This is a genomic window from Novosphingobium aquiterrae (genome assembly GCF_042434435.1).
GTDB lineage: Bacteria > Pseudomonadota > Alphaproteobacteria > Sphingomonadales > Sphingomonadaceae > Novosphingobium > Novosphingobium aquiterrae.
The window spans coordinates 291,233-315,757 of sequence record NZ_JBHLTL010000001.1 but is presented as its reverse complement, the minus strand read 5'-3'; the positions used below and the strand labels follow the sequence as shown (position 1 = coordinate 315,757).

Genomic DNA, 24,525 nt, shown 5'->3' with positions numbered 1-24,525 from the left:
CAAGGGGCGGCCCGGGTTGAAATCCGGCGATGTAAGCACTCGGCCTATTCGCAAGGCGTCGATAGTGTAGGGCGCAGTGCTGTCGTTTGGCCGGTTCGTATCACCAATATGCCGTTTTCGGTTCGATTTAGAACGAACATGAACTCACGGTCTTCGCGCATATAGGTATGCGCGAAATAGCGGACAGGGATGACTTTTGGTAATCTTGGTCCTCTGACAACCTTTCGTACGCTGATGGTTGCGTCAAACCAGCCGTGTCCAATAAGGTCATCGGGATTTGAGACGTGCTGGTACTTGCCGTTGTCAATCTTGCCGATCACTACGACATCATCGCAGCTGTTTTCCAGCGTCCTATCTTCTATTCTGGCTTCATCACGCGTCGCGTAACCGTTCAGAGACAGACTGACTAGAATGCAAACCAACAGGGCATTGTGCGCATGCATGACGCCTAGGTAACGCAACGTGAGGGCAGGGAAGCCGCCGACTCTACTTGCCCCGAAGCTTGCGGTGCGCGCCGAGGTCGAGCACTTCGCTCGGCCCCTCGTTCTCGAGCAGGCCGAGACGGCGGGCGACTTCCTGATAGGCTTCCTCTTCGCCGCCGAGATCGCGGCGGAAGCGGTCCTTGTCGAGCTTCTCGCCGGTGGTCATGTCCCACAGCCGGCAGCCGTCAGGGCTGATTTCGTCGGCAAGGATGATCCGGCTGTAATCGCCGTCCCAGATCCGCCCGAATTCCAGCTTGAAATCGACCAGGCGGATGTTGATTGCCGCGAACATCCCGCAGAGGAAGTCGTTGATGCGGATCGCCATCGAGGAGATGTCCTGCATCTCCTCGTTCCCGGCCCAGCCGAAGCACGCGATGTGCTCTTCGGCGACCATCGGATCGCCCAGCGCATCGTCCTTGTAGTAGTATTCGATCAGCGTGTGCGGCAGCGGCTCCCCCTCGGGAATGCCAAGGCGCTTGGAGATCGAGCCCGCGGCGACATTGCGCAGGACCACTTCGATCGGGATGATCTCGACCTGGCGGACCAGCTGCTCGCGCATGTTGAGCCGCTTGATGAAGTGGGTCGGGATGCCGATGTGTGCCAGGCGCGTGAAAACATATTCGCTGATGCGGTTGTTGATCACGCCCTTGCCATTGATCGTGCCCTTTTTCTGGGCGTTGAACGCAGTGGCATCGTCCTTGAAGTACTGGATCAGGGTGCCCGGTTCGGGCCCTTCGTAGAGGATCTTGGCCTTGCCTTCGTAAATCTGGCGGCGACGGGACATGAGGCACTTCCTTGGACGTGAAAAGGCAAACCCCGGCATGGCAAGTCGGTTCGGACTCGCGCGGCCGGGGCGGACAACCGCGCCCTTACGCCAAATTGCCGGGCAGTGCAATCAAGCCGCCGCGTCGGTAGTGGAAGCTAGGCCGGATGGACTTGCGACACCGGGCGGGGCAGGATGGCGGCGTGAAACGAAACTGCATAGCTCTCGCCCTGCTCTTCCTTCCCGCAGCGGCATTTGCGCAAAGCGCGCCGCCATTGCAGCAGCAGGTCGAAACAGTGCTGGCCCAGGCACCCGCCGGAACCCGTTTCGGACTGCTGGTGGTGGATCAGGATGGCCGCGAAGTAGTGGCGATCAATCCCGATCAACGCTTCATTCCCGCGTCCAACACCAAATTGTTCACGACCGCAGCCGCCATGGCGGTGCTGGGCCAGGACGAGCCCGCTGCCGAGACGGCTGCAATGACCAGCCTGGCGCTGGTTCCGGCCAAGCGCGGCGCGCCCGACGTGGTGCTGAAGGGCGGCGGGACGGCGCTGTCGACTGCTGGCGATTGCGTGAAGCGCTGTCTGGGCGGGCTGGTTTCAGGCATCGCGATGAAGACCCGCAAGGTCGGCAATGTCATCGCCGATGACACCGCCTTCGTCGATCAGCGGTGGAGCCCGGGGATGAGTTGGAACAACATTCCCACCGATTCCGGCACGGCAACCTCGGCTCTGGTCATCGATGACAACGAATTGCCGCTGACGGTTACGGCTACCCAGCCGGGGACACCGGGCACGGTCGCCGTGTCACCCTATCTTACGGTACGTAACGAGACCCGGACAGTTGCCGACGGTGAAACCAAGCTCGGCTATGATCGCGCGGTAAATGGACGCGAATTGCGCGTCTTCGGAACAATCCTCGCCGACGCTCTGCCGTGGAAGGAGCTGCTGGGGATCGACGATCCTGCGGACTATGCCGCCTGGACCGTGCGCCAGGCGCTGGAAGCGCGCGGTGTCAAGGTCACCGGCAAGGTGGTGGTCCGCCACCGTCCCGCGCACAGCGCCGCGCCGGCGGCGGTTCCGGCAGTTGCCGGTGCATTTGCTCTGGGCGTGACGCCGCCGCCATTGGCCGAGGAGATCGCCCTGATCAACAAGCCCAGCCAGAACCTCCACGCCGAAGTGCTGCTGCGCCGCATTGGCCTGGCCGCCCAGGCGCAGGACGTCTTTGGCCCTGACAACAGCGAGCCAGGATCGATCGAGGCCGGGCAGGCGGCTCTGCGCACGGTTCTGACCAAGGCCGGCATTGCCCGCGCCGGCTATGACTTTTCCGACGGTTCGGGCATGTCGACGTATAACCGGGTATCGCCGCGCGCAGCTGTTGCCCTACTGCGCTGGGCAGCCACGCAGAGCTGGGGCGATGTCTGGCGCGCCTCCCTGCCGATCGGCGCGGTCGACGGCACGCTGCGCCGCCGTTTTGCCGGGACGGCGCTGGCGGGCAAGGTCTGGGCGAAAACCGGGACGCTCAACGCGACCAATGCGCTGTCAGGCTATATGCAGGCTGCTAGCGGGCGGGTGCTGACTTTTTCGATCCTGGCCAACGATGTGCCCGATGGTGGCAATGCACTGGTTGCGATGGATGCCGCTGTGTCCTTGATCGCTGCCGCAAATTGATCGCGCAATCCGGCGCTGTGTCCCGCCCGACACAGGTGCCCTGCTATCCGCTGCCATCGTTCAGAAGTCAGGGCATATTTCGCATTTATACTGGCGCCCCCGGCATCATTTGATAGCCTGTTACAGCAGTGTCGCATTGCGACCGGATTGCAGGGGGATACCATGATTTCACGCACGTTGCTTCGCGTTGCCAGCCTTGGCGGGGTCGCTCTTGGTGCTTTGGTTGCGGTGCCTGCGGCGGCTCAGGATATCACCAGCCAGAATACTCCTGCGGAAGAGGCCAAGGACAACCAGATCGTCGTCACCGGATCCCGGCTCAAGCAGGATCCGAACAATTCCGCGCTGCCGCTGCAGATCATCCGGATCGAGGATTTGAGCCGCGAAGGGATCAACAGCGCCGAACAGGCGATCATGTATCTGAACAGCAATGGCAGCGGCGCGGACAACCTGGCCTCCAACGCCGACGTGATCAGCACGGCCGCCGCCAACCGCGGGGCCAATGGCGCATCCTTCGCCAACCTGCGGGGGCAGGGTGCAGCCAGCACACTGGTCCTGCTCAACGGACGGCGCGTCGCGGCCCACGGACTTTCCGGAGCGGCGGTGGACGTCAACCAGATTCCTTTTGCGGCGATCGACCGGATCGAAGTGCTAAAGGACGGTGCCTCGGCAATCTACGGCACCGACGCGGTCGGTGGGGTGATCAACTACATCACCAAGAAGAACTACACCGGCATTGGGCTGCAGGGCAGCGCCGATGTGACCGAGCATGGCGGCGGGAACATCTATCGCCTGTCGGGGATCGCCGGGTGGGGCGATCTGCAGGACAACGGCTTCAACGTCATGGCCGCAGTCGGCTATAACTGGACCAAGCCGCTGCGCGGCGATCAGCGCGATTTCGTCGATCTGTTCCAGTACGACCGCGCCCTGGCGCCAGAGACGCGCGGATCGCCGTTCGCCACGATCGTACCCTTGGCCGGAACCATCATTGCTTCGGCCGGCACAGCGCCGTTCATGCCCGGATCGACCACGCAGCGCGTCGATGCGATCAACGTCCTCAATCTGCCCGGTCGCGAAGGCTGCGAGTCGATCGAAGGGCAGGGCGCCTATGACTGGCAGGCGTGGAACATCCCGAATTTCCGCTATGCCTGCGCCTTCGACAGCGCGAAAAGCGCCTACCTGCAGCAGCAGCAGAATACGCTGACTTATCTCGGCCGTGCTGTGGCGCGTTTCGGCGAACATGAGCTTGCGCTGGAAGTGACCGGATCGGATGCGCAGGCGCACAAGGTCTATTCCGAAATCCAGGTGACACCCAATACAACGTCGCAGAACTATACCTATCGCCGCATCGCCGGGGTCAATGATGCGACCTACGACATGGTCTATGACCGACTGATCGCCGTTTTCCCCACGCTCGGCGCGCGTGGGACACCGATCGCCTATCGCTGGCGCTGCCTGGAATGCGGCCCGCGCGAGGTCGAGACCAAGACCAAGACGTTGCGCGTTGGCGGATCGCTGGAAGGGCCGATCACCGACAGCTGGGACTATCACGCGGGGGCATCTTATGCCGACAGTCGCTCAAGCTCGGTGCTGGGCGGCGGTTTCTATTACACCGCCAATCTCGTGGCCGCGCTCAACACCGGGGTGATCAATCCGTTCCTGCTGCCGGGCCAGACCCAGTCCCAGGCTGGGCTCGATCTACTGGAAACCGCGTCGGCGCGGGGCGAGCAGGTGTACCGCGGCAAGTATTCGGTATTCCAGGCCGATGCCGGGATCGCGGGCAAGCTGTTCGCCTTGCCGGGTGGCGATTCCCAGCTCGCCGTCGGGGTCGACTACCGCAAGGAGAAGTACGATTTCTTCGGCAACCTGACCACGGTCTTCGCCGCGCCGACCGACAACACCAACAACGTTGCCGGCGTATCGCGTGAGGTGAAGTCGGCCTATGCCGAAATGTCCTTCCCGATCGTCCCGCAGTTCGAAGTGACTGCGGCGGTCCGCATCGACGATTACAGCGGCTTTGGTTCGACCACCAATCCCAAGTTCACCGCGAAGTTCCGCCCTATCGAACAGCTGATGTTCCGTGCCTCGTACAACACGGCTTTCCGTGTGCCGAGCTTCAACCAGCTGTTCAACGGACGCAGCAGCACGCTGTACACCGGCACGGCACTGATCGATCCGTCGACCTGCCCTTCGCTTGTTCCGACCACCACCGGCCCCTGTGCCCGGGTCACCCCGGCGCAGCAGATCACCGGGGGCAATCCCGATCTGCAGCCCGAAACGGCCAAACTGGCCAACGTTGGCATCGTCATTCAGCCAACCAACCGGTTCAGCCTGTCGGTCGATTGGTGGATGATCAACCGCAAGAACACGATCCAGATATTCACCTTGTCCGAGCTGATGCGGTACTACACGTCGCTGTCGGATCGCTTCCCGCGCAACGGCGCGGGCGTAATCACCGGGTTCGATCTCAGCTGGGCCAATGCCGGCGAATCGAAAACCCAGGGGATCGACGTCGCGCTGCGCATGGGCTGGGACGCGCTGGGCGGCCGGCTGACAGCGGGCCTTGATGGCACCTACCTGCTTCAGAAGAAGGATCGCGTGGTTGATTCGGTGCCTTTCCTCAACAAGGTCGGGACGACCATGCCGGGCGGCCTGTTCTCACCCAGCGGCGACCTGGGGCTGCGCTGGAAGCACAATGCCTTCCTCACCTGGTCCAACGATGTCTGGTCGGCTTCACTTAGCCAGATCTTCCGTGACGGCTATGGTAACCGCGTCCTTGCCGGCGTGACTGCCGGAACCGCGGTGCGCAGCGACGTGGTCTACAACGTCAAGCCCTATATCATTTACAACACCTCGGTCGCCTATTCGGGTCGGAAGAATGTCAAGCTGACTGCGGGCATCAAGAACCTGTTCGATACCGATCCGCCGTTCGCGATCAGCTATGACGACAACACTGGTGGCGGCAGTTCGTGGGAACCGCGCGTGGCCGATCCGCGTGGTCGGTCGTTCACGATGCAGGTCGAGGTCAAGTTCTGATCCATTACGCCTGACGATCGACAAAAGGGGTGCTGCTGGACCGCGCCCTTTCCTGTGGGTTGGGCGTTCGAAACGGCGCGAACGCATTGCCCGAAATGGCAGCCCGGTTCATAAGCCCGCCCATGAAGGCACAGGTTGCAACGCGTGGAGAAGACCTGCTAAGCGGCGGCGATTCCTTAAGATCCGTACCGCGCTGGCTTGACCGGGTATGGGCAGGCAGCCTGTCGCGGCTGCTCGACCGGGTCGATGCTGGATTGGCGACGGGCTCTGTCCGGGTTCGCTTGCCCGATGGCAGCCAGCGTGTGCTCGGGGGCCGCGCACCGGGCTTCGATGCCGAAGCCGATCTGCGCAATGGCCGCGCCCTGATTCGGCTGGCCACCGCCGGATCGGTCGGCTGTTACCAGGGCTATGAAGCCGGTGAGTGGACCAGCCCCGATCCCGTTGCGTTGTTCGCCCTGTTCTGTGCCAATGCAGCCAGTCTTGGTGCCGTGGCGCGTGCCCGCGGGCCGTGGCGCTGGATCGGCCGCGCGCTCCACCGGCTGCACCGGAACAGTCGGGCTGGTTCGGCACGCAACATTCACGCCCACTACGATCTGGGCAACGATTTTTACGCGGCCTGGCTCGACCCGGCGCTGGTCTATTCCAGCGCGCGCTTCGATACCGATCATCAGACTCTTGCCGATGCACAGCAGGCCAAGTTGCAAAGCATCGCTGTGCGCGTAGCGGGCGCAGCGACAGTGCTGGAGATCGGCTGCGGCTGGGGCGCGCTGTCAGCGCATCTGCGCGACGCCGGCATGAACGTGACGGCGATCAGTCTGTCTGACGAGCAGCTGGCCTGGGCGCGCCAGCACCATCCGGGCATCGATTTCCGCAAACAGGATTACCGCGATACCGCCGGACAATTCGACGCCATCGCTAGCGTGGAAATGGTCGAAGCGGTGGGGCAGGAGTACTGGGACGCCTTTTTCGAATGTCTGGCGCGCAACCTGAAGCCGGGTGGGCGGGCGGCGATCCAGTACATCGCCATCCGCGAGGATGTGTTTCCCGCCTATGCCAAGGGCGCGGATTTCATCCAGGCCTATATCTTTCCGGGCGGCATGCTGGTCAGCGAAGCGGCGTTCCGGCGCTTGGCCATTGAACATGGCCTCGACTGGCACGATCCGGTGCATTTCGCGCTGGATTACGCGGAAACCCTGCGGTTGTGGCGGCTGGCCTTCGACCGTGCCGCTGCAGAAGGGCGACTGCCGCAGGGCTTTGATGACCGGTTCGTGCGCCTGTGGCGCTTCTATCTGATGTATTGCGAAGGCGGCTTTCGCGGCGGCTTGATCAATGTCACGCAAGTAACGCTGGTCAAGCCTGACTGAGGCGTCTCAACCCACCGGGCGATAGTGACTGTCGCCGCGCCAGCGGGTCAGGATATTGTCGTGGACGATCGGGCTGAGCAGATTGTCGAAAGCGCAGCCAGCCAGGCTGTTGTCCCACCAGATCACTTCGGATTGCAGGGCTTCAAGACCGGGCAGGGTCAGCCAGCACACCGTTCCGGGTTGCAGGCGATTGACCGCGGCAGCACAAAAGCCGCTGAGCGACAGATCGTGGACAACTGTCTGAAATCCGCGCGCGCCGGAAATGCGCAAGGTGGCGGGGATCGATATGCGGGTGCGCGGCGCCGAGCGGTCTTCCTGCGCGGCAGTGAAGTACGAATCCCGGTTGCCCAGCAATAGATCGCTCATGTCTTGCGCCCCTTCCGTTGCATCAACCTGCCGGATTCCCTAACCGGCACGCTTTGCAGGGTATGACGCTTTGCGGTTGCCCGGCTCTTATGAGGCGTGGTTAACGCGTTCGCGGTGCGGGCTGGCAAACTGTTCACCAAGCAACGCAACGATCCGTTCGGCAACATCCTGCGGCGGCTTGACCGAAGCCGGGTCTTCACCGGGATAGGCGCGGGCGCGCATATCGGTGCGGGTTGCCCCGGGATCGACGATAGCGACCCGTAACTTGCTGATATTGCGTGTTTCCTGTGCGTAGCAATCGAACAGGACCTCGGCCCCGGCCTTGCTGGCGGCATAGGCGCCCCAGAACGCGCGCGGCTGGGTGGCAACACTGGTCGTCAGGTGAATCAACCGGGCATCGCCGCTTTTGCGCAGCAAGGGATCGAACCGGGCGATCAGCGCCTGCACGGACAGCAGGTTAACAGTCAGTGCGCGGGTCAGCGCGACCTGATCGATGTCGGCGACTCCGGTCAGTTCGGGCAGCACGGCAGCGGCGTGAACCATGATGTCGAGCGCGGGCCAACGCCCTGCCACGGCATTGGCCAGCCGGGCGATCGAATCCGCTTCGGTCAGATCGACCGGGGCGATGGTGGCGGCGCCGCCGGCGTCGAAGATGCGCTGCTCTACCGCTTCCAGCTTTCCGGTATCGCGGGCAGTCAGGATGACGTGAGCACCGACCGCGCCCAGCGCTTCGGCCACGGCCGCGCCGATCCCCTTGCTTGCCCCGGTGACAAGCGCGACTTGCCCGGCAAACTGGGTCATGCGGCGGTTTCGACAGTCAGTGGCAGCTGATCGTCTTCCGCATCGCGATCGGCCAGATCTGTCAGGCGCGTGGGATAGTCCCCCGTGAAGCAGGCATCGCAGTGCTGCGGACAACCGGCATTGCGCTGCTTTTCACCCAGCGCGCGGTAAAGCCCGTCGATCGAGACGAATGCCAGGCTATCGGCCTGGATGAACTCTGTCATCGCCGGGACATCCATCCGCGCGGCCAGCAGCTTGTGCCGTTCTGGCGTGTCGACGCCGTAATAGCAGCTGTTGTTGGTCGGCGGGCTGGCGACGCGGAAATGCACTTCCTTGGCCCCGGCATCGCGCATCATCTGCACGATTTTCATCGACGTTGTGCCGCGCACGATCGAATCGTCGATCAGCACGATCCGCTTGCCCGCAACCAGCGCGCGATTGGCATTGTGCTTGCGCTTCACATCGGCGTGGCGCGCGCCATCGCTGGGCTGGATGAAGGTCCGTCCGACATAGTGCGAACGGATGATCCCGAGGCCAAAGGGAATCCCTGACTGCTGGGCATAGCCGATCGCCGCAGGCACGCCGCTGTCGGGTACCGGCACGACCAGATCGGCCTCAACCGGGGCTTCGATTGCCAGTTCGGCACCGATCTGGCGGCGAACCTCGTAAACCGAATGCCCACCCAGCACCGAATCCGGCCGGCTGAAATAGACATGTTCGAAAATGCACGGGCGCGAGGCCTGGTTGCCAAACGGCCGGTGGCTGGACAAGCGGCCGTCCTGGCGCACCTCGACAATCTCGCCCGGCTCGATCTCGCGGACGAATTCGGCTCCGACCACGTCGAGCGCCACCGTCTCGCTGGCGAAGATGTACGAATCGCCGATCCGTCCCATCACCAGCGGGCGAATGCCCAGCGGATCGCGGCAGGCGATCATCCGCTTTGGTGTCATGCAGATCAGCGAATAGGCACCCTCGACCATGCGCAGCGCATCGACCAAGCGGTCCATCAGCGTGGGATAGCGGCTGGTCGCGATCAGGTGGATGATTACTTCGGTGTCGGAGGTCGACTGGAAGATCGCACCCTTGTTCACCAGCTCCTGCTTGAGGTGCATGGCGTTGGAAATGTTGCCGTTATGCGCAATCGAAAAACCGCCGCGAGCGAGATCGGCGTGCAGCGGCTGGACGTTGCGCAGGCCCTGGCCGCCGGTGGTCGAATAGCGGACGTGGCCCGATGCCATCTGGCCGGGCAGCTGGGCGATGACCGCCGGATCGGTGAAAACCTGGGCGACGTGGCCCAAGCCGCGCCGGGCGAAGAATTCCTTGCCGTCCCAGCTGACGATTCCGCAAGCCTCCTGGCCACGGTGCTGCAGGGCGTGGAGGCCCAGCGCGGTCATGGCGGCGGCGTCGGCGCTGCCGATCACGCCGAAAATCCCGCATTCCTCGCGCAGCTTGTCACCGTCGGCATCCCACGGCGTTTCGTCGCGAAGGCAGTCATTGAACGTCATCGGAATCGCCTGGCCTGCATGAGCACCCTGTCGGGCGCGCATTTGGCCTGTCCGGCCCGTGAAAGCAAGGGCAGGGTGCGGTGCTACCCCCATGCGGGTCGCGCTGCCTTGCCAGTGAGGCCACCCGGCCCTACATCCACGGCTTCCGACGCCTGACCATTGCGAGCCCGCGCTTGATCCTCTCCCCTTTCGAATGGACGATTGCCAAACGCTACATGCTGCCCGGCCGCGGCGAGGCGTTCATTGCGCTTGTCGCGGGGATCAGCCTGGTCGCCGTCATGCTGGGCGTCGCGGCGCTGGTCATCGTGATGAGCGTGATGAACGGGTTCCGCGCGGAGCTGTTCGACAAGATCGTTGGCCTGAACGGCCACGCCATTGTCCAGGCCTATGGCGGGCGGCTCGATAATTGGCGCGACGTGTTGGAGCAGGTCAAGGCCACGCCCGGCGTGACGCGGGCTTCGCCTTTGATCGAACAGCCACTGCTGGGCAGCCTTAATGGCCGGGTTGAGGCGGTCTATGCCCGCGGCAACACGCAGGAAGACATTCAACGGATCAAGCCCAAGGTGCAGACCGGATCGATCGCCGGGCTGACCCCGGGCAGCGGCAATGTCGCGATCGGATCGCAGCTGGCCCAGAACATTGGCGCACGGGTTGGCGACAATATCACGATCATCAATCCGCAAGGCCAATCGACCCCGTTTGGTACGGTGCCTCGGCAGATTTCGTACCACATCGCGGCGATCTTCGAGATCGGGATCTACGATTACGACGAGCGCTTCGTGGTCATGCCTCTGGAAGACGCGCAGACCTTGCTGCTGGCTGGCGATTCCATCGGCATGATCGAAGTTCAGGTGACCGACCCCGACAACGTCCAGGCGATCCTCAAACCGGTCAAGGACAAGCTGGGCGGACAAGCCGTAGTGACCGACTGGAAGACCATCAATGCCAGCCTGTTCGAGGCGCTGGCGGTGGAACGCGTGGCAATGTTCGTGGTGCTGTCGATCATCGTCCTGGTCGCGGTGTTCAATATCCTGTCCAGCCTGATCATGCTGGTTCGCGCCAAGACCCGCGATATCGCGATCTTGCGCACGATGGGCGCGACGCGGCGATCGCTGCTCAAGATCTTCGTCACCATTGGTTTCATCATCGGCTCGCTTGGCACCGTCGCCGGACTGGCACTGGGCATGGTCTTCCTGTTCTTCCGCCAGCCGATCGTCCACGGGATCGAGCTCCTGACCGGGCAGAACCTTTGGGATCCCTCGATCCGCTTCCTGACCGAGCTGCCCAGCCGCAGCGATCCGGTCGAAATCACGACGATCTGCGTGATGGCGCTGGTCTTCAGCTTCCTCGCGACGCTCTACCCGGCGCTGCGTGCAGCGTCGACCGATCCGGTCCAGGTGCTGCGCTATGAATGATCCGGCCCAGATCGACCCCGTCGTCAAGCTGACCCTGCTGACCCGCAGCTTCGAGCAGGGCGGGGTGAAGATCGATGTGCTGCGCGGCGTCAACCTGACGGTTGCGCCCGGAGAAATCGTCGCGCTGCTAGGCCCATCGGGTTCGGGTAAGTCGACACTGCTGCAGGCCGTTGGTCTGCTTGAGGGCGGGTTTGGCGGTAAGATCGAGATCGCCGGGACAGAGGCTTCGGCGCTGAATGGCGATGATCGCACCGTGCTGCGCCGCGACCGGATAGGCTTCGTCTATCAGTTCCATCACCTGCTGCCTGACTTCAATGCAATCGAAAATGTGATGCTGCCGCAACTGGTTGCCGGCAAGGATCGCGAGGACGCTGCGGTGCGGGCGACCGCGCTGCTTGAGGCACTGGGCCTGGGGCAGCGGCTCGATCATCGTCCGAGCCAGCTTTCCGGCGGCGAGCAGCAGCGCGTTGCCGTGGCCCGCGCACTGGCCAACCGGCCTGCACTGGTCCTGGCCGACGAGCCGACCGGCAATCTGGACGAGGCAACCGCCGACAAGGTGCTGGGCCAGTTCCTTGAGCTGGTCCGCGGCACCGGCAGCGCCGCTCTCGTCGCGACCCATAACGAGCGTCTCGCCAAATCGATGGACCGGGTTGTCCGGCTGCATGAAGGAGTACTGCAATGAGCGAAGCCAAGACCATTGCCGACTTTACCGCCAAACTTCCCAACGGCGAGGAGATCAGCCTGGCCGACAAGCTGGGCAAGGTGATCCTGGTGGTCAACACCGCCAGCAAGTGCGGCTTCACCCCGCAGTACGACGGGTTGGAAGCGCTATGGCGTGACTACAAGGACCGCGGGTTCGAGGTGATCGCGTTCCCGTGCAACCAGTTCGGCGGGCAGGAACCGGGCAGCGCCGACGAGATTGCCGAGTTCTGCAAGGTCAACTTCGGGCTCAGTTTCCCGCTGATGGGCAAGATCGAGGTCAACGGCGCCGGCGCACCGCCGCTGTATGACTGGCTCAAGAGCGAGGCGCCGGGGCTGATGGGCTCCAAGGGGATCAAGTGGAACTTCACCAAGTTCCTGATCGACCGCGAAGGCCATGTGGTGAAGCGCTATGCGCCAACCGACAAGCCCGAGAGCATCAAAAAGGACATCGAAAAGCTGCTGTGACCGAAACGGCAGAGTTTTCCGCAACCGGCTTTGCTCCGCCCTTGATTGCCGGGGCGACTGGGCGATAGCGTCCGCCCATGGCCTTCGAAAAGTTCGTCCCCCTGCGCGTCTATTCGAGCTACACCATGCTCGAGGGCGCGATCGATCCCAAGGCCTTTGCCAAGCTGGCAAAGGACCGGGCGTTTCCGGCGATTGCGATGACCGATCGCAACGGGCTTTACGGCGCCATGTCGTTCGTCGGGGCCTGCCGCGATGCCGGAATCCAGCCGATTGTCGGGACCGTACTGGGCGTCCGCCGCGATGGAGGCGAGGTCATCGACTGGCTGACCCTGCTGGTGCAGGACGATGCCGGGTGGCTCAACCTGTGCGACCTTGTCAGCAGGGCCCACCTCGAACGGCCGCTGGAACTGGACCCGCACGTTACCATGGCCGATCTCGACGGCCGCACGGATGGGCTGATCTGTCTGACCGGAGCGGGCGACGGGGCCCTGGCGCGCTTGCTGGCCGAGGGCCGCGGCGAGGCGGCGCGCGACCTGTGCGAGCAGCTGGAGGCGCTGTTCCCGGGGCGGCTCTACATCGAAATCGCGCGCCGCGGCGATGCGGTCGAAGATGCGAGCGAGGACGCGCTGGTCGATCTCGCCTTTGCCCGTGACCTACCGCTGGTCGCGACCAATCCCGCCAATTACGGCGATCCCGGGTTCCATTCGGCGCATGACGCCATGCTGTGCATCGCCAATTCGACTCACGTCGACGCCGCCGAGCGCCCGCGCTCCAGCCCGCAGGCCTGGGTCAAGTCCGGGCCGATGATGGCCGAGCTGTTCGCCGACCTGCCCGAGGCGTTGGCCAACACCCTGGTCGTGGCGCAGCGCTGTGCCTATGCCCCGCCCAAGCGCAAGCCGCTGCTGCCCAGTCTGGCCGGCGACAAGGCGGGCGAGGCGCAGATGCTGATCGCCGATGCCCGCGCCGGGTTGGAAGCGCGGCTGGCCCCCTATGGCGAGCTGACCGCCGAGGAACGTCAGACCTATTTCGATCGGCTCGATTTCGAGACCAACGTCATCAACACGATGGGCTTTGCCGGGTACTTCTTGATCGTCGCCGACTTCATCAAGTGGGCCAAGGACAACGATATTCCGGTCGGACCGGGGCGCGGGTCTGGCGCGGGTTCGGTCGTCGCCTGGGCGCTGACCATCACCGACCTCGACCCGCTGCGGCTGGGGCTGCTGTTCGAGCGCTTCCTCAATCCCGAACGCGTCTCGATGCCGGACTTCGACATCGATTTCTGCGAAACCCGGCGCGGCGAAGTGATCCGCTATGTCCAGCAGAAGTACGGCCTCGATCGCGTCGCCCAGATCATCACCTTCGGCAAGCTGAAGGCTCGCGCGGTGCTGCGCGATACCGGGCGCATCCTGCAGATGAGCTATGGCCAGGTCGACCGGCTGTGCAAGATGGTCCCCAATCATCCGACCGATCCGTGGACGCTCCCCAGGGCGCTCAACGGCGTGGCCGAGCTCAAGCGCGAATACGACACCGATGACGAGGTCAGGCGTCTGGTTGACCTGGCGGTGCAGCTGGAAGGCCTGCCGCGCAACAGTTCGACCCACGCCGCCGGCGTGGTGATCGGCGATCGCCCGCTGGCGCAGCTGGTGCCGCTCTATCGCGATCCGCGATCGGATATGCCGGTAACCCAGTTCGACATGAAATATGTCGAGGATACCGGGCTGATCAAGTTCGACTTCCTTGGCCTGAAGACGCTGTCGGTGCTCAAGAAGGCCCAGCAACTGATGCATAAGCGCGAGATCGAGATCGATCTCTCGGCGCTCGCTTGGGACGATCCGCAGGTATATCGTCTGCTCCAGTCGGGTGACACGGTGGGCGTGTTCCAGCTCGAATCCGAAGGGATGCGACGAACCCTGGCGGCAGTGAAGCCGACCAACTTTGGCGACATCATCGCGCTCGTCTCGCTCTATCGACCCGGCCCGATGGACAATATCCCGCTGTTCGGGCGGCGTAAGAACGGCGCCGAGGCGATCGAATATCCGCACCCCAAACTGGAAGAGATCCTGTCCGAAACCTACGGGATCTTCGTCTACCAGGAACAGGTGATGCAGGCCGCGCAGATCCTGGCCGGTTACTCGCTCGGCGACGCCGACTTGCTGCGCCGCGCCATGGGCAAGAAAGTCCAGGCGGAAATGGACGCCCAGCGGCAGCGCTTTGTCGACGGCTGCAAGGCGGTGTCCGGAATCGAAAAGGCCAAGGCCAACGAGCTGTTCGACTTGATCGACAAGTTCGCCGGCTATGGCTTCAACAAGAGCCATGCCGCCGCCTATGCACTGCTGGCCTACCAGACCGCCTGGCTCAAGACGCATTATCCGCACGAATTCTATGCCGCGTCGATGTGCTTCGACATGCACCAGTCGGAAAAGCTGGCGATCTTCGTCGATGACATGCGCCGCAACGGCTATGCGCTGGAAGGGCCGGATATCAACCGCAGCGAAGCCGAGTTCACGGTCGAGCGCACCGATGATGGCTATGCCGTGCGCTATGCCCTGGCCGGAATCCGCAACGTCGGCGAAAAGGCGATGGACCAGCTGGTTGCCGAACGCGAGGCCAAGGGCTGGTTCGAAAGCCTGGAAGATGTCTTCCGCCGCGCCCCGGCCGGGACGATGAACCGCCGTCAGCTGGAAGGGCTGGCTGCGGCGGGCGCCTTCGACAGCCTCGACGACAACCGGGCCAAGGTCATGGTCAACGCCGACATGCTGCTGGCCGTGGCGGACGAGGCCGAGCGCAGCCGGACCAGCGGGCAGGCGGCACTGTTCGGCGGCGATGATCATGCCGCCCCGGCCGTGCGGCTGGCCGATGTCGAACCGTGGAGCCGGGCCGAGCAGATGGCGCGCGAGCGCGAGAACTTCGGTTTCTACTTCGCCGCGCACCCGATCGAGCAATGGCGCGCGGTTGCCTCGGCCAACGGTGCGCGGTCCTATGCCAGCCTGATGGAATCGGGCGTACCGGGCGGCGGGCGGATGCCGGCGGTGATCGCGGCGATGGTCGAAGGGGTGCAGAAGCGCCGGACCAAGCGCGGCGCGGACTTTGTGGTGGCCGATTTCTCCGACAGCTCGGGACAGTTTTCCGCCTCGTGCTTCGAGGAATCGCTGGTCGAGCCAATGCTGCAATGGTCCAAGGACGGCACCTGCCTGCTGCTGCAGGTCGAGCTTGATGCGCCCAGTCCCGAAGAGCCGCCGCGCGTAACCGTGCGCGGGGCGCGGCCGATTTCCGAAGTGAAAAGCGCTGCGAGCATGGTGCTGCGGCTCGACGTGCTCCAGCCGGAAGCCTTTGCGGCGCTGCGCGATATGCTGGTCGGCGGGGCCGAAGGCCGCGGCGAAGTGATTGCGCGCCTGCGCATCGAAGGCGACAATGATCCCGTGGTGCGGCTGGGCCGCGATTTCCAGATCGACGGCGATCTTGCAGAACGCTTGGCAAGCGTCGACGGTCTTGCCAATGTGGCGCTGACAGCACGGCGCGGCTCAGCAAACCTGAGGCTTGTCGCCTGACAACGGACCTTGGGAGAATGCAATGCTGGGAGCCATGCAGGATTGGGACCTTCGGGTTACCCGTCTGATCGATCACGCCGCGCGGGAAAACGGCGCGCGCGAGATCGTCACCCGGTGGGCCGATGGCAGCGAGACCCGCACCGATTGGGCCGGAGTGCGCCACGATGCCCTGCGCATGACCCAGGCCCTGCGCAAACTTGGAGTGGCCAAGGGTGACCGGATCGCAACCCTGGCGATGAACCATTCGCGCCATCTGGTCAGCTGGTACGGCGCGGTCGGCGTCGGCGGCGTGCTGCATACGATCAACCCGCGGCTGTTCGACGACCAGCTGGAATACATCGCCAATCACGCCGAAGACCAGGTCCTGCTCTATGATAAGGCGTTCCAGCCGATCATCGACCGTATGAAGCCGCGCTGGACCACGATCCGGCACTACATCTGCTATGATGATGGCGGCTTCGAAGCCTGGATCGCGGACGAGGATGGGCAGACCGACTGGACGGCGGGCGACGAGCGCGATCCCTGCATGCTGTGCTATACCAGCGGCACCACCGGCAATCCCAAGGGCGTGCTCTACGAACATCGTTCGACCATGCTCCACGCGATCACCAGCATCGGCCCGCCGATCTTCGATTTCGACGCGCGCAGCGTGATGCTGCCGGTAGTGCCGATGTTTCATGCCGCCAGCTGGGGCCTGCCGTGGGGCGGCGCGGCTGCGGGGATCAAGTTCGTCTTTTCGGCGGTCAACGATGCCGCGGTGCTGTGCGAGCTGATGAACCGCGAAAAGGTCACCCATTCGGCCGGGGTGCCGACTGTCTGGCTGGCGACCTTCCAGCACATGGATGCCACCGGCACCACGCTGCCCAACCTGCGCCAGGCGATCATCGGCGGATCGGCCGCGCCGCGCTTCATGATCGAACGGCTGATGAAGGCCGGGGTCAACGTCGCCCACGCCTGGGGCATGACCGAAACCAGCCCGATCGGCACCACCGGGGCCAAGACCTTCGACTGGGACGACCTCAGCTTCGACCAGCAGGTCGATATCAAGCAGATGCAGGGCCGTGCACCCTTCGGGGTCGAGCTGCGCTGCGTCGATCTGGGCGATCCGGCCAAGGTGTTGCCGCGCGACGGCAAAACCAGCGGTGCGCTGCAGGTCCGCGGTCCGTGGGTGATCAAGCGCTATTTCAAGGCCGAAGCCGACGCGACCGATGACGAGCAGTGGTTCGATACCGGCGACGTGGCGATCCTTCATCCCGACGGCACCCTGCAATTGACCGACCGGACCAAGGACGTGATCAAGTCGGGCGGAGAGTGGATCAGCTCGGTCGAGCTCGAAAATGCGGCGATGAGCCATCCAGCGGTCGCCGAAGCCGCTGCGATCGGTATCTATCACCCCAAATGGGACGAACGCCCGATCCTGGTCGTGGTCAAGAAGGCCGGGGCAGAGGTCAGCGCCGATGAGATCAAACGGCATCTGGCGCAAACCTGCGCCAAGTGGTGGCTGCCCGATGCGGTCGAATTCGTTGCGGAAATCCCGCACGGCGGCACCGGCAAGGTCAGCAAGAAGGATCTGCGCGAACAGTTCCGCGACTACAAGCTGGCGGATGCCTGACATGACCGCCCACATCGATCCCAGCCGTGAAAACTGGCAGCGCTTCAAGGACCTGCCGCGCAACACGCCGATCCACATGCTCAACCTGATCAAGTTCCGCGACCTCGCCGAATATCCCGAGGGCCACCCCAATCACGGCAAGGGCCTGACCGGGCGCGAGGCCTATGCGATCTATGCCGAGGGGTTTCAGCAGGTGGTCGCGAACGACGGCGCGGCAATGGTGTGGAGCGCGCCGATCGAATGCGTCGTTACCGGACCGGAGGGCGAATGGGACGAAGCCTTCGTCATGGGTTATCCGGATAGCACCGTGTTCATGGCCATGGTCAAGAACACGGAATACATCCGCGACGTAGTGCCGCACCGCACGGCGGCGGTGGCCGATAGCCGGCTGATCCGGTTCCGTGGCTGATTGGGACACTTTGTGGGTAACGCTACGGCAAGCTTGCCTTCACGCTGATTTGTGCCATCCTCCAACACAGTGCGGGTCGCGCTACTGGGGGATTGTCTTATGAAGCGTGCACGTCTTTGCGCCCTGGCGGCGCTTTCGGCAGCCCTTGTGGCCGCTCCGGCTGCCGCCAACCACAGCTGGAGCACTTACCACTGGGCCAATGCCAGTGGTCCGGTTTCCTTGACAGTCAACGTTTCGGTCACATCGGTCTGGAACCCGTCGGTCAACAAGGCCGTCGCGGATTGGAAGGGTTCGTCTGTTCTCGACCTGACCCAGGTCGCCTCCACTGCAAACCGCAAGCGGTGTTCACCCGTTTCGGGCCAGATACTGGTCTGCAACGAAGCTTACGGTCAACGCGGCTGGCTGGGCATTGCCTCGATCACGCTCGATACCGCCGGGCATATCAAGACCGGCACGACCAAGTTGAACGACAGCTATTTCAGCACGGCCACATACAACAAGCCGGAATGGCGCGCGCTGGTGGCCTGTCAGGAAATCGGCCATGACTTCGGGCTGGGACATCAGGATGAGGGCTTTGCCGCTCCCAATCTGGGCACCTGCATGGATTACACTAACAGTCCATTGGGCGGCGGTGCCTATGGTCCCGCAAACACCAGTCCGAACCAGCACGATTTCGACCAGTTGCAGACGATCTACAACCATTCTGACGGTTACGATACGTCGGCAGCCTTCGCAGCGACCAACTTCGGCATTCGTGATCTGCGCAAACCCGCGCCCGCAGTGGTCGACGATGGCGATCCAGGTGACAGCCCGCTTGAATGGGGCGCAGCGGTGCACGAAGATGGCAAAGGCCGTCCGGACGTTTACGTCGCGAACCTGGCCGGTGGCGGGCGCAGGATCACGCATGTGTTCTGGGCGCTTGAAACCAAGCGCAGCGAAATTCATCACGATTGACCTGACCGGCGGGCGCTGTTCCTAAAGCAGGGACAGCTGCCCGTCCGGTGCGGGCCTTCTGAACTGGCGTGAGTCCAGTTTCAGATCGACCATGTTCATGCCCAGCCGTTTGGTCGCAATGCGGAAGCGGCTGCGGAAGATGTCGGCCCAGACCCCCTGCGGCTTCATCCGGGTGAAGAACGAGGGATCGTTGTCGCGCCCGCTGCGTACCGACTGGACGATGCCCATAACCTTGGCGGCGCGGTCGGGAAAGTGAACGTCGAGCCATTCGCGGAACAGCGGTGCCACTTCGTGCGGCAAGCGCAGCATGATCCAGCTGGCCGACCTTACCCCGCGCGCAGCCGCCTGTTCAAGTATGCCCTCGATGAATTCATCCGTGATCGAGGGGATCACCGGGGCGACCGAGACATGCGCGGGGACTCCGGCCTCAACCAGTTTGCCCAGCGCCTCCAGTCGCTTGGCCGGGGATGATGCGCGTGGTTCCAGCAGGCCGGAGAGCCGCGGATCGAGGCTTGTCACCGACACGCCGACCGCGACCAGATTGCGCCGCGCCAATTCGGTCAGCAGATCGAGGTCGCGGGTAACCCGGGCGCTCTTGGTGGTGATCGTCACCGGATGCCCGGTTTCCAGCGCCACTTCCAGGATCTGGCGGGTGATCCGGTATCGCGCTTCGATCGGCTGATAGGGATCGGTATTGGTGCCCATCGCGATCGGCGCGGGTTTGTAACCCGGTTTGGCCAGCGTTTCGCGTAGCAGCCGCGCCGCGTCGGGCTTGGCGAACAGCTTCGTCTCGAAGTCGATCCCTGGCGACAGATCGTGATAGGCGTGGCTGGGCCGGGCATAGCAATAGATGCACCCGTGCTCGCAGCCCCGATAGGCGTTGATCGATCGGTCGAACGGGATGTCCGGCGATTGGTTGAAGCTGATGATCGTTCGCGGCTTTTCCTCGATCACAGTCGTGCGCAGCTTGGCTCCGGGTCCATCGATCTCGCCGCAGGCATCCAGCCAGTCCCCGTCCGCCTCGCGCGCGGCCAGACCAAAGCGCTGCGGCACCGTGCCCGATTGCGCGCCGCGGCCATGGATCCGGGGGATGGGACTCGCCATGCCCCATCATAGAACATAACAGGAACTTTTGGAAGGGTCAGCGCAGGCGCTGCAACGTTCCGTTGGCAGACATGCGGACCGCCTGCGATCCAGTCAGCCCGGGAAAGGTTGGCCACAGGCCCTGGGCAAGGGCCAGCCGGCTTTCGGAGGGACCCCCGGCCTGGCGCTCGTACATCCAGTAATTGCGCATGACGATGTTCACATAACCGCGCGTCTCCCAATAGGGGACGCTTTCGATCCACAGCAGCGGATCGCCCTTGTCCTTGATCTCGTACTGCCAGCGCCCGATCGGGGTCAGCCCGGCGTTGTAGGCGGCCATGACCTTGGGCAGCAGGCCCTGCGTTGCGGCGGAGTTGCGCAGCATATCCAGGTGACGCTGACCGAAGGCCAGGTTCACTTCGGGGCGGTTAAGGTCGCTGGGCGAGCCGCGATAGCCTAGATCTTCGGAATGGTCCTTGGCCGCCGCAGGCATGATCTGCATCAGGCCGCGCGCGCCAGTCTGGCTGACCGCGCCGGTGCGGAACACCGATTCCTGCAGGGCGTGGGCATAGACCAGCGCCGGATCGACTTTCCAGCCGCCGACCGGGGTCCATTTCGGGGTCGGGAAGCGCGCCGCAGGCTCAGGCTTGCCGCCATAGGGCGCGTTGTAGGCCATCCACAGCTGGGTCGAGGGCAAACCCAGGTCGCGCGCGAGACGAGACAGCGGCTGATACTGGTTCGGCGTACCGATCCGCGCCTGATGCCGCAGCACTTCGTCGGCCAAACCATCCTTGCCGACTTCGGCGAGTTCAACCGCGACGCGGACGTTGGGCACGTCGCGCATTGCCTGCCAGTCAGTCAGGCTGAAATCCGGTGCTTCGTGGGTCTTGGGCAGGGTCAGGCCGAGCTGTTCGGCAGCAAGCATGCCGTAGAGCGTTTCGTCCATCCGCGCCGCTTGTTTGAGCGGCGCGGCGGCGTTCTCCGGCTTGCGGCAACGAACCAGGGCGCGGCTTTGCCAATAGAGCGCTGCCGCAGTCAGTTCGCTGTTTTCGGAGAGCGACGCGGTGCGGGCAAAGGCATCGCCGGCGCCGGTGCAATCGTCCATCCGCCATGCAGCCAGGCCAGCAGTCCACCAGCCTTCGGCCACCCACGGACCTAGTCCGTCATTGGCCGTTTGGCCCACGGCATAAGCGCTGGCATCGTCGTTCTCGATATAGAACGACCAGGCGATCTTGGCGCGCCATTCGGCGCGGGCATTGGCGGACAGCTGGGTGTCGATCCCGTCGAGCAGGGCCTTGGCCCCCGACGGATTATCGGCCTTGATCGCGGCCAGAATGGCCCCCGACACCGCGCCCGGCATCGTGCCGTCATTGGTGTCGCGCGGGCGGATCCGCTTGGCGCGGTTGGGCATCGAGACCAGCGAATTGGCCGAAGGCAGGCTGGGAATCACCGCGGCCCCGCGCTTCATCGCCAGGTTGGCGATCTGCTCGGCCTGGGGCAGTTCGGTGCCGCGCACCAGCCAATTGGACAGCGCATCGCCTTCGATCTTGGGGGAATTGGCGGCAAGGTAATATTCGGCGCGGGCGACCTGATGCAGCGGGCCATCCGGCTTCTGCGCGAACAGCGTCTGGACCTGTGTCCAGTCGCCCCGGTCGATCGCGGCAAACAGGTCGCGGTAATAGCTTCGCTCATCCTGGCTGAGCAGGCTGGGCACGGCGGTGTTGCCGGCACGGTTGCGGAAATAGTCGACTGCCGCACTGTTGGCATGGGCGGCCAGCGGCGCGGTGAGCGCCGCAGCGGCCACGCTCAGGGCAAGAATACGGGTAGTTACACCAGGTTTCACGCTTATTTGGTCCCCGTCCTGTCCGTGTCGGTCCAGTCGAGCAAAGCCTGCCAAAGCCGCGCCTTGCCTCTGGGCCGCGCCGCCAGGGCCGACAGGCCCGGAGCGACGAATGCCGGAAATCTCGGGCCCTCATGGTGAATATTGGGTAAAAAGCCGTCACTATTCGCCGGATCGTGGCCAAGCAGCGATGAGACGTTGTTGCCGAACACCAGCAGTCGCTGCGGACGCGCCAACAGCACGTGGTGCGCGATGACGGCACCCAGTCCATCGGCGGCAAGCGTCTCCCAATCGGGCAGTGGCATATGCCGGGGCAGTGCGCTTGCGACATAGGTTTCGTCATCGGCGATCCCAAGTGCGCGCAGCAGGGCGACAAGCATCCGGCCTTGCGGCCCGGAAAGGAGCTGATCGGTGTCGTCAGGCTCTGGATGGTCGGCCAGCACCATGATGCGCGCGCCGATTGTGCCCCGCGGTGCCAGGCGTCCTTCGACCTGACCTGCGTCAAGGCTTGGTTCGGTCATCCACCAGGCGGAAAAATCATTGAAGTCCTTCGGCCAGCTTTCGGAAGCGCCGCCAAACCGCGGTCGCGGCGCGGCGATGGGCGCGACCGGGCGGGGCGGGGCGATCACTGGCTGCTCAGCCGCCGCTACGTCTTTCGCAGCTTCGGAGAGCCATGCCGTCGGTGCGTCGACAAAAGCAAAGTCGACCCCGGCATCGCGCCACCAGTCCCACACGGCTGCAATCGCGCCTTGGGGCAGGGCTTCCCCGCCGATGATTTGTCCTGGTGAATGCACGATGCGGTCTTGACCTGCCGCGACGCTGCAATCAAGGCTTGGCGTGACAAAACGCAGCACAAGTGCGGGGAATGGACCAGGTCATGAGCGAACGCGAATCGATGCCCTATGACGTTGTGATTGTCGGAGGCGGGCCGGCTGGTCTCGCTGCGGCGATCCGGCTCAAACAGGTCAATGCCGATCTGACGGTCTGCCTGCTCGAAAAAGGCAGCGAAGTCGGCGCGCATATCCTGTCGGGCGCGGTGGTCGATCCCAAGGCGCTGGACGAATTGCTGCCCGAATGGCGCGACCAAGGCTGCCCGATGGCCGAGACCCCGGTGACCGACAACTGGCACTGGGTGCTGACCAAGAACGGCAAGTGGTCGATCCCGCACTGGCCGATGCCGCCGTTCATGTCGAACCACGGCAACTACACCGGCAGCCTGGGCAACCTGTGCCGTTGGCTGGCCGAACAGGCCGAAGGGCTGGGGGTGGAAATCTTCCCCGGCTTCCCCGCCGCCGAAGTGCTCTACAACGATGACGGCTCGGTCAAGGGGGTCGCCACCGGCGACATGGGCGTGGCCAAGGACGGCAGCCACAAGGGCGACTACCAGCCCGGACTGGAACTCCACGCCAAGTACACCTTCTTTGCCGAGGGCGCGCGCGGGCACCTGACCAAACAGCTTAAGGCGAAATACGACCTTGAGGCGGATTGCCAGCCGCAGACCTACGGCCTGGGTATCAAGGAACTGTGGGACATCGACCCCGAAAAGCACGAGCCGGGCCGGGTGATCCACACCCAGGGCTGGCCGCTGTCGGAAAGCGACAGCTGGGGTGGCGGCTTCCTCTACCATCAGGCGAACAATCAGGTGGCCTTAGGCTTCGTTACCGCGCTCGATTACAAGAACCCCTACGTCTACCCGTTCGAGGAATTCCAGCGCTGGAAGCAGCATCCGGCGATCCGCGCGATCCTGGAAGGCGGACGCCGTGTGTCCTATGGCGCGCGCGCCATCAACGAGGGCGGCTGGCAATCGGTGCCCAAGCTCGATTTCCCTGGCGGCGCGCTAATTGGCTGCTCGGCCGGCTTCGTAAACGTGCCGCGGATCAAGGGTAGCCACACCGCGATGAAGAGCGGGATGCTCGCTGCCGAAGCCGCCGCCGCAGCGATTGCTGCCGGACGCGGATCGGATGCGCTGGGCGAATATGACGCCGCGGTGCGGGACAGCTGGATCGCCAAGGAATTGAAGCTGGTCCAGAACGCCGAGCCGCTGGTGGCCAAGTGGGGCGGCGGCATGGGTACGGTGCTGGCCGGCGGCGACATGTGGCTGCGCACCCTGTTCGGCTTCGGTCTGTGGAAGCCGATGAAGCACCACGCCGACTACACCGACACCCAGCGCGCCGACCTGTACCAGCCGATCAAGTATCCCAAGCCCGACGGCGTGATCAGCTTTGACCGCCTCTCCAGCGTGGCGCTGTCGTTCACCAACCATGCCGAGGACCAGCCGGTCCACTTGCAGGTCCGCGATCTGGAATTGCAGAAGATCAGCGAACTGGGCGTCTTTGCCGGCCCCTCGACTCGCTATTGCCCGGCCGGGGTCTACGAATGGCTGGGCGTCGAGGAAGGCCAGCCGCGCTACCAGATCAATTCGCAGAACTGCGTCCACTGCAAGACCTGCGACATCAAGGATCCCAACCAGAACATCACCTGGGTCACGCCGGAGGGCGGCGGTGGGCCGAACTATCCGAATATGTAATCCGATC

19 protein-coding genes are annotated in these 24,525 nt (G+C 63.8%); 11 read left to right on the top strand and 8 right to left on the bottom strand.

Annotated elements, in window-relative coordinates; all coding sequences use genetic code 11:
* Positions 1-44 precede the first annotated feature (44 nt).
* Entirely contained in the window at positions 45-443 is a 399-nt protein-coding gene (locus ACFFF7_RS01625) for a hypothetical protein (RefSeq protein ID WP_379479615.1), read from the bottom strand.
* A gap of 43 nt (positions 444-486) precedes the next feature.
* Positions 487-1,266, bottom strand: coding sequence for a phosphoribosylaminoimidazolesuccinocarboxamide synthase (gene purC, locus ACFFF7_RS01620; RefSeq protein ID WP_379479614.1), 780 nt, complete (start codon positions 1,264-1,266; stop codon positions 487-489).
* Between the two features lie 182 nt (positions 1,267-1,448).
* On the opposite strand from purC, the gene dacB reads away from it, so the two are divergent.
* The 3 genes from dacB (at position 1,449) to ACFFF7_RS01605 (ending at position 7,312) form a co-directional block, all read left to right on the top strand.
* The gene (gene dacB, locus ACFFF7_RS01615; protein WP_379479613.1) at positions 1,449-2,915 is read left to right on the top strand and encodes a D-alanyl-D-alanine carboxypeptidase/D-alanyl-D-alanine endopeptidase; all 1,467 of its coding nucleotides are present in this window, start codon (positions 1,449-1,451) and stop codon (positions 2,913-2,915) included.
* Between the two features lie 162 nt (positions 2,916-3,077).
* Complete coding sequence (locus ACFFF7_RS01610; RefSeq protein ID WP_379479612.1) at positions 3,078-5,948, top strand: TonB-dependent receptor domain-containing protein; 2,871 nt, start codon at positions 3,078-3,080, stop codon at positions 5,946-5,948.
* 122 nt (positions 5,949-6,070) lie between these two features.
* Positions 6,071-7,312, top strand: a complete 1,242-nt coding sequence (locus tag ACFFF7_RS01605) for a class I SAM-dependent methyltransferase (RefSeq protein ID WP_379479611.1) — start codon at positions 6,071-6,073, stop codon at positions 7,310-7,312.
* Positions 7,313-7,318: 6 nt separating this feature from the next.
* On the opposite strand, the gene ACFFF7_RS01600 is transcribed toward ACFFF7_RS01605, so the two are convergent.
* The 3 genes from ACFFF7_RS01600 to purF all read right to left on the bottom strand — a co-directional run bounded on the left by ACFFF7_RS01600 (position 7,319) and on the right by purF (position 9,963).
* On the bottom strand, positions 7,319-7,678 hold the full coding sequence (locus ACFFF7_RS01600; protein WP_379479610.1) for a PilZ domain-containing protein: 360 nt from the start codon (positions 7,676-7,678) through the stop codon (positions 7,319-7,321).
* An 87-nt stretch (positions 7,679-7,765) separates the two neighbouring features.
* Entirely contained in the window at positions 7,766-8,479 is a 714-nt protein-coding gene (locus tag ACFFF7_RS01595; RefSeq protein WP_379479609.1) for an SDR family NAD(P)-dependent oxidoreductase, read from the bottom strand.
* Positions 8,476-9,963: an amidophosphoribosyltransferase gene (purF, locus tag ACFFF7_RS01590; RefSeq protein WP_379479608.1), complete on the bottom strand. Its 1,488-nt coding sequence runs from the start codon at positions 9,961-9,963 to the stop codon at positions 8,476-8,478. Before purF ends, ACFFF7_RS01595 begins: the two co-directional genes overlap by 4 nt.
* Before the next feature lie 173 nt (positions 9,964-10,136).
* On the opposite strand from purF, the gene ACFFF7_RS01585 reads away from it, so the two are divergent.
* The 7 genes from ACFFF7_RS01585 (at position 10,137) to ACFFF7_RS01555 (ending at position 19,068) form a co-directional block, all read left to right on the top strand.
* A complete protein-coding gene (locus ACFFF7_RS01585; RefSeq protein ID WP_379479607.1) occupies positions 10,137-11,378 on the top strand; it encodes a lipoprotein-releasing ABC transporter permease subunit in 1,242 nt (413 codons plus the stop codon).
* Positions 11,371-12,060: an ABC transporter ATP-binding protein gene (locus ACFFF7_RS01580; RefSeq protein WP_379479606.1), complete on the top strand. Its 690-nt coding sequence runs from the start codon at positions 11,371-11,373 to the stop codon at positions 12,058-12,060. The genes ACFFF7_RS01585 and ACFFF7_RS01580 overlap by 8 nt, the downstream gene beginning before the upstream one ends.
* On the top strand, positions 12,057-12,545 hold the full coding sequence (locus ACFFF7_RS01575) for a glutathione peroxidase (protein ID WP_379479605.1): 489 nt from the start codon (positions 12,057-12,059) through the stop codon (positions 12,543-12,545). The genes ACFFF7_RS01580 and ACFFF7_RS01575 overlap by 4 nt, the downstream gene beginning before the upstream one ends.
* 77 nt (positions 12,546-12,622) lie before the next feature.
* On the top strand, positions 12,623-16,093 hold the full coding sequence (dnaE, locus tag ACFFF7_RS01570; protein ID WP_379479604.1) for a DNA polymerase III subunit alpha: 3,471 nt from the start codon (positions 12,623-12,625) through the stop codon (positions 16,091-16,093).
* 22 nt (positions 16,094-16,115) lie between these two features.
* Positions 16,116-17,705: a long-chain fatty acid--CoA ligase gene (locus ACFFF7_RS01565; RefSeq protein WP_379479603.1), complete on the top strand. Its 1,590-nt coding sequence runs from the start codon at positions 16,116-16,118 to the stop codon at positions 17,703-17,705.
* 1 nt (position 17,706) lies between these two features.
* Positions 17,707-18,114 (top strand): DUF1330 domain-containing protein, encoded by a 408-nt coding sequence (locus ACFFF7_RS01560; RefSeq protein ID WP_379479602.1) that lies wholly within the window; start codon positions 17,707-17,709, stop codon positions 18,112-18,114.
* 99 nt (positions 18,115-18,213) lie between these two features.
* The gene (locus tag ACFFF7_RS01555; RefSeq protein WP_379479601.1) at positions 18,214-19,068 is read left to right on the top strand and encodes a hypothetical protein; all 855 of its coding nucleotides are present in this window, start codon (positions 18,214-18,216) and stop codon (positions 19,066-19,068) included.
* Between the two features lie 21 nt (positions 19,069-19,089).
* Here ACFFF7_RS01555 and ACFFF7_RS01550 read toward each other — a convergent pair whose 3' ends face one another.
* The 3 genes from ACFFF7_RS01550 to ACFFF7_RS01540 are packed head-to-tail and all read right to left on the bottom strand — an operon-like array spanning position 19,090 to position 22,785.
* Entirely contained in the window at positions 19,090-20,172 is a 1,083-nt protein-coding gene (locus tag ACFFF7_RS01550) for a PA0069 family radical SAM protein (protein ID WP_379479600.1), read from the bottom strand.
* Between the two features lie 37 nt (positions 20,173-20,209).
* Complete coding sequence (locus tag ACFFF7_RS01545) at positions 20,210-21,994, bottom strand: lytic transglycosylase domain-containing protein (protein WP_379479599.1); 1,785 nt, start codon at positions 21,992-21,994, stop codon at positions 20,210-20,212.
* A gap of 2 nt (positions 21,995-21,996) precedes the next feature.
* Positions 21,997-22,785, bottom strand: a complete 789-nt coding sequence (locus ACFFF7_RS01540) for a uracil-DNA glycosylase family protein (RefSeq protein ID WP_379479598.1) — start codon at positions 22,783-22,785, stop codon at positions 21,997-21,999.
* A gap of 83 nt (positions 22,786-22,868) precedes the next feature.
* Between ACFFF7_RS01540 and ACFFF7_RS01535 the strand changes: the two genes are divergently transcribed.
* The gene (locus ACFFF7_RS01535; RefSeq protein WP_379479597.1) at positions 22,869-24,518 is read left to right on the top strand and encodes an electron transfer flavoprotein-ubiquinone oxidoreductase; all 1,650 of its coding nucleotides are present in this window, start codon (positions 22,869-22,871) and stop codon (positions 24,516-24,518) included.
* Positions 24,519-24,525: the final 7 nt, after the last annotated feature.

Excerpts from the sequence above, each read along its gene's own strand:
- ACFFF7_RS01625 (WP_379479615.1), bottom strand. The coding sequence starts at position 443 with ATGCATGCGCACAATGCCCTGTTGGTTTGCATTCTAGTCAGTCTGTCT.
- purC (WP_379479614.1), bottom strand. The coding sequence starts at position 1,266 with ATGTCCCGTCGCCGCCAGATTTACGAAGGCAAGGCCAAGATCCTCTAC.
- ACFFF7_RS01610 (WP_379479612.1), top strand. The coding sequence starts at position 3,078 with ATGATTTCACGCACGTTGCTTCGCGTTGCCAGCCTTGGCGGGGTCGCT.
- ACFFF7_RS01605 (WP_379479611.1), top strand. The coding sequence starts at position 6,071 with ATGAAGGCACAGGTTGCAACGCGTGGAGAAGACCTGCTAAGCGGCGGC.
- ACFFF7_RS01600 (WP_379479610.1), bottom strand. The coding sequence starts at position 7,678 with ATGAGCGATCTATTGCTGGGCAACCGGGATTCGTACTTCACTGCCGCG.
- ACFFF7_RS01595 (WP_379479609.1), bottom strand. The coding sequence starts at position 8,479 with ATGACCCAGTTTGCCGGGCAAGTCGCGCTTGTCACCGGGGCAAGCAAG.
- purF (WP_379479608.1), bottom strand. The coding sequence starts at position 9,963 with ATGACGTTCAATGACTGCCTTCGCGACGAAACGCCGTGGGATGCCGAC.
- ACFFF7_RS01580 (WP_379479606.1), top strand. The coding sequence starts at position 11,371 with ATGAATGATCCGGCCCAGATCGACCCCGTCGTCAAGCTGACCCTGCTG.
- ACFFF7_RS01575 (WP_379479605.1), top strand. The coding sequence starts at position 12,057 with ATGAGCGAAGCCAAGACCATTGCCGACTTTACCGCCAAACTTCCCAAC.
- dnaE (WP_379479604.1), top strand. The coding sequence starts at position 12,623 with ATGGCCTTCGAAAAGTTCGTCCCCCTGCGCGTCTATTCGAGCTACACC.
- ACFFF7_RS01565 (WP_379479603.1), top strand. The coding sequence starts at position 16,116 with ATGCTGGGAGCCATGCAGGATTGGGACCTTCGGGTTACCCGTCTGATC.
- ACFFF7_RS01560 (WP_379479602.1), top strand. The coding sequence starts at position 17,707 with ATGACCGCCCACATCGATCCCAGCCGTGAAAACTGGCAGCGCTTCAAG.
- ACFFF7_RS01555 (WP_379479601.1), top strand. The coding sequence starts at position 18,214 with ATGAAGCGTGCACGTCTTTGCGCCCTGGCGGCGCTTTCGGCAGCCCTT.
- ACFFF7_RS01550 (WP_379479600.1), bottom strand. The coding sequence starts at position 20,172 with ATGGCGAGTCCCATCCCCCGGATCCATGGCCGCGGCGCGCAATCGGGC.
- ACFFF7_RS01535 (WP_379479597.1), top strand. The coding sequence starts at position 22,869 with ATGAGCGAACGCGAATCGATGCCCTATGACGTTGTGATTGTCGGAGGC.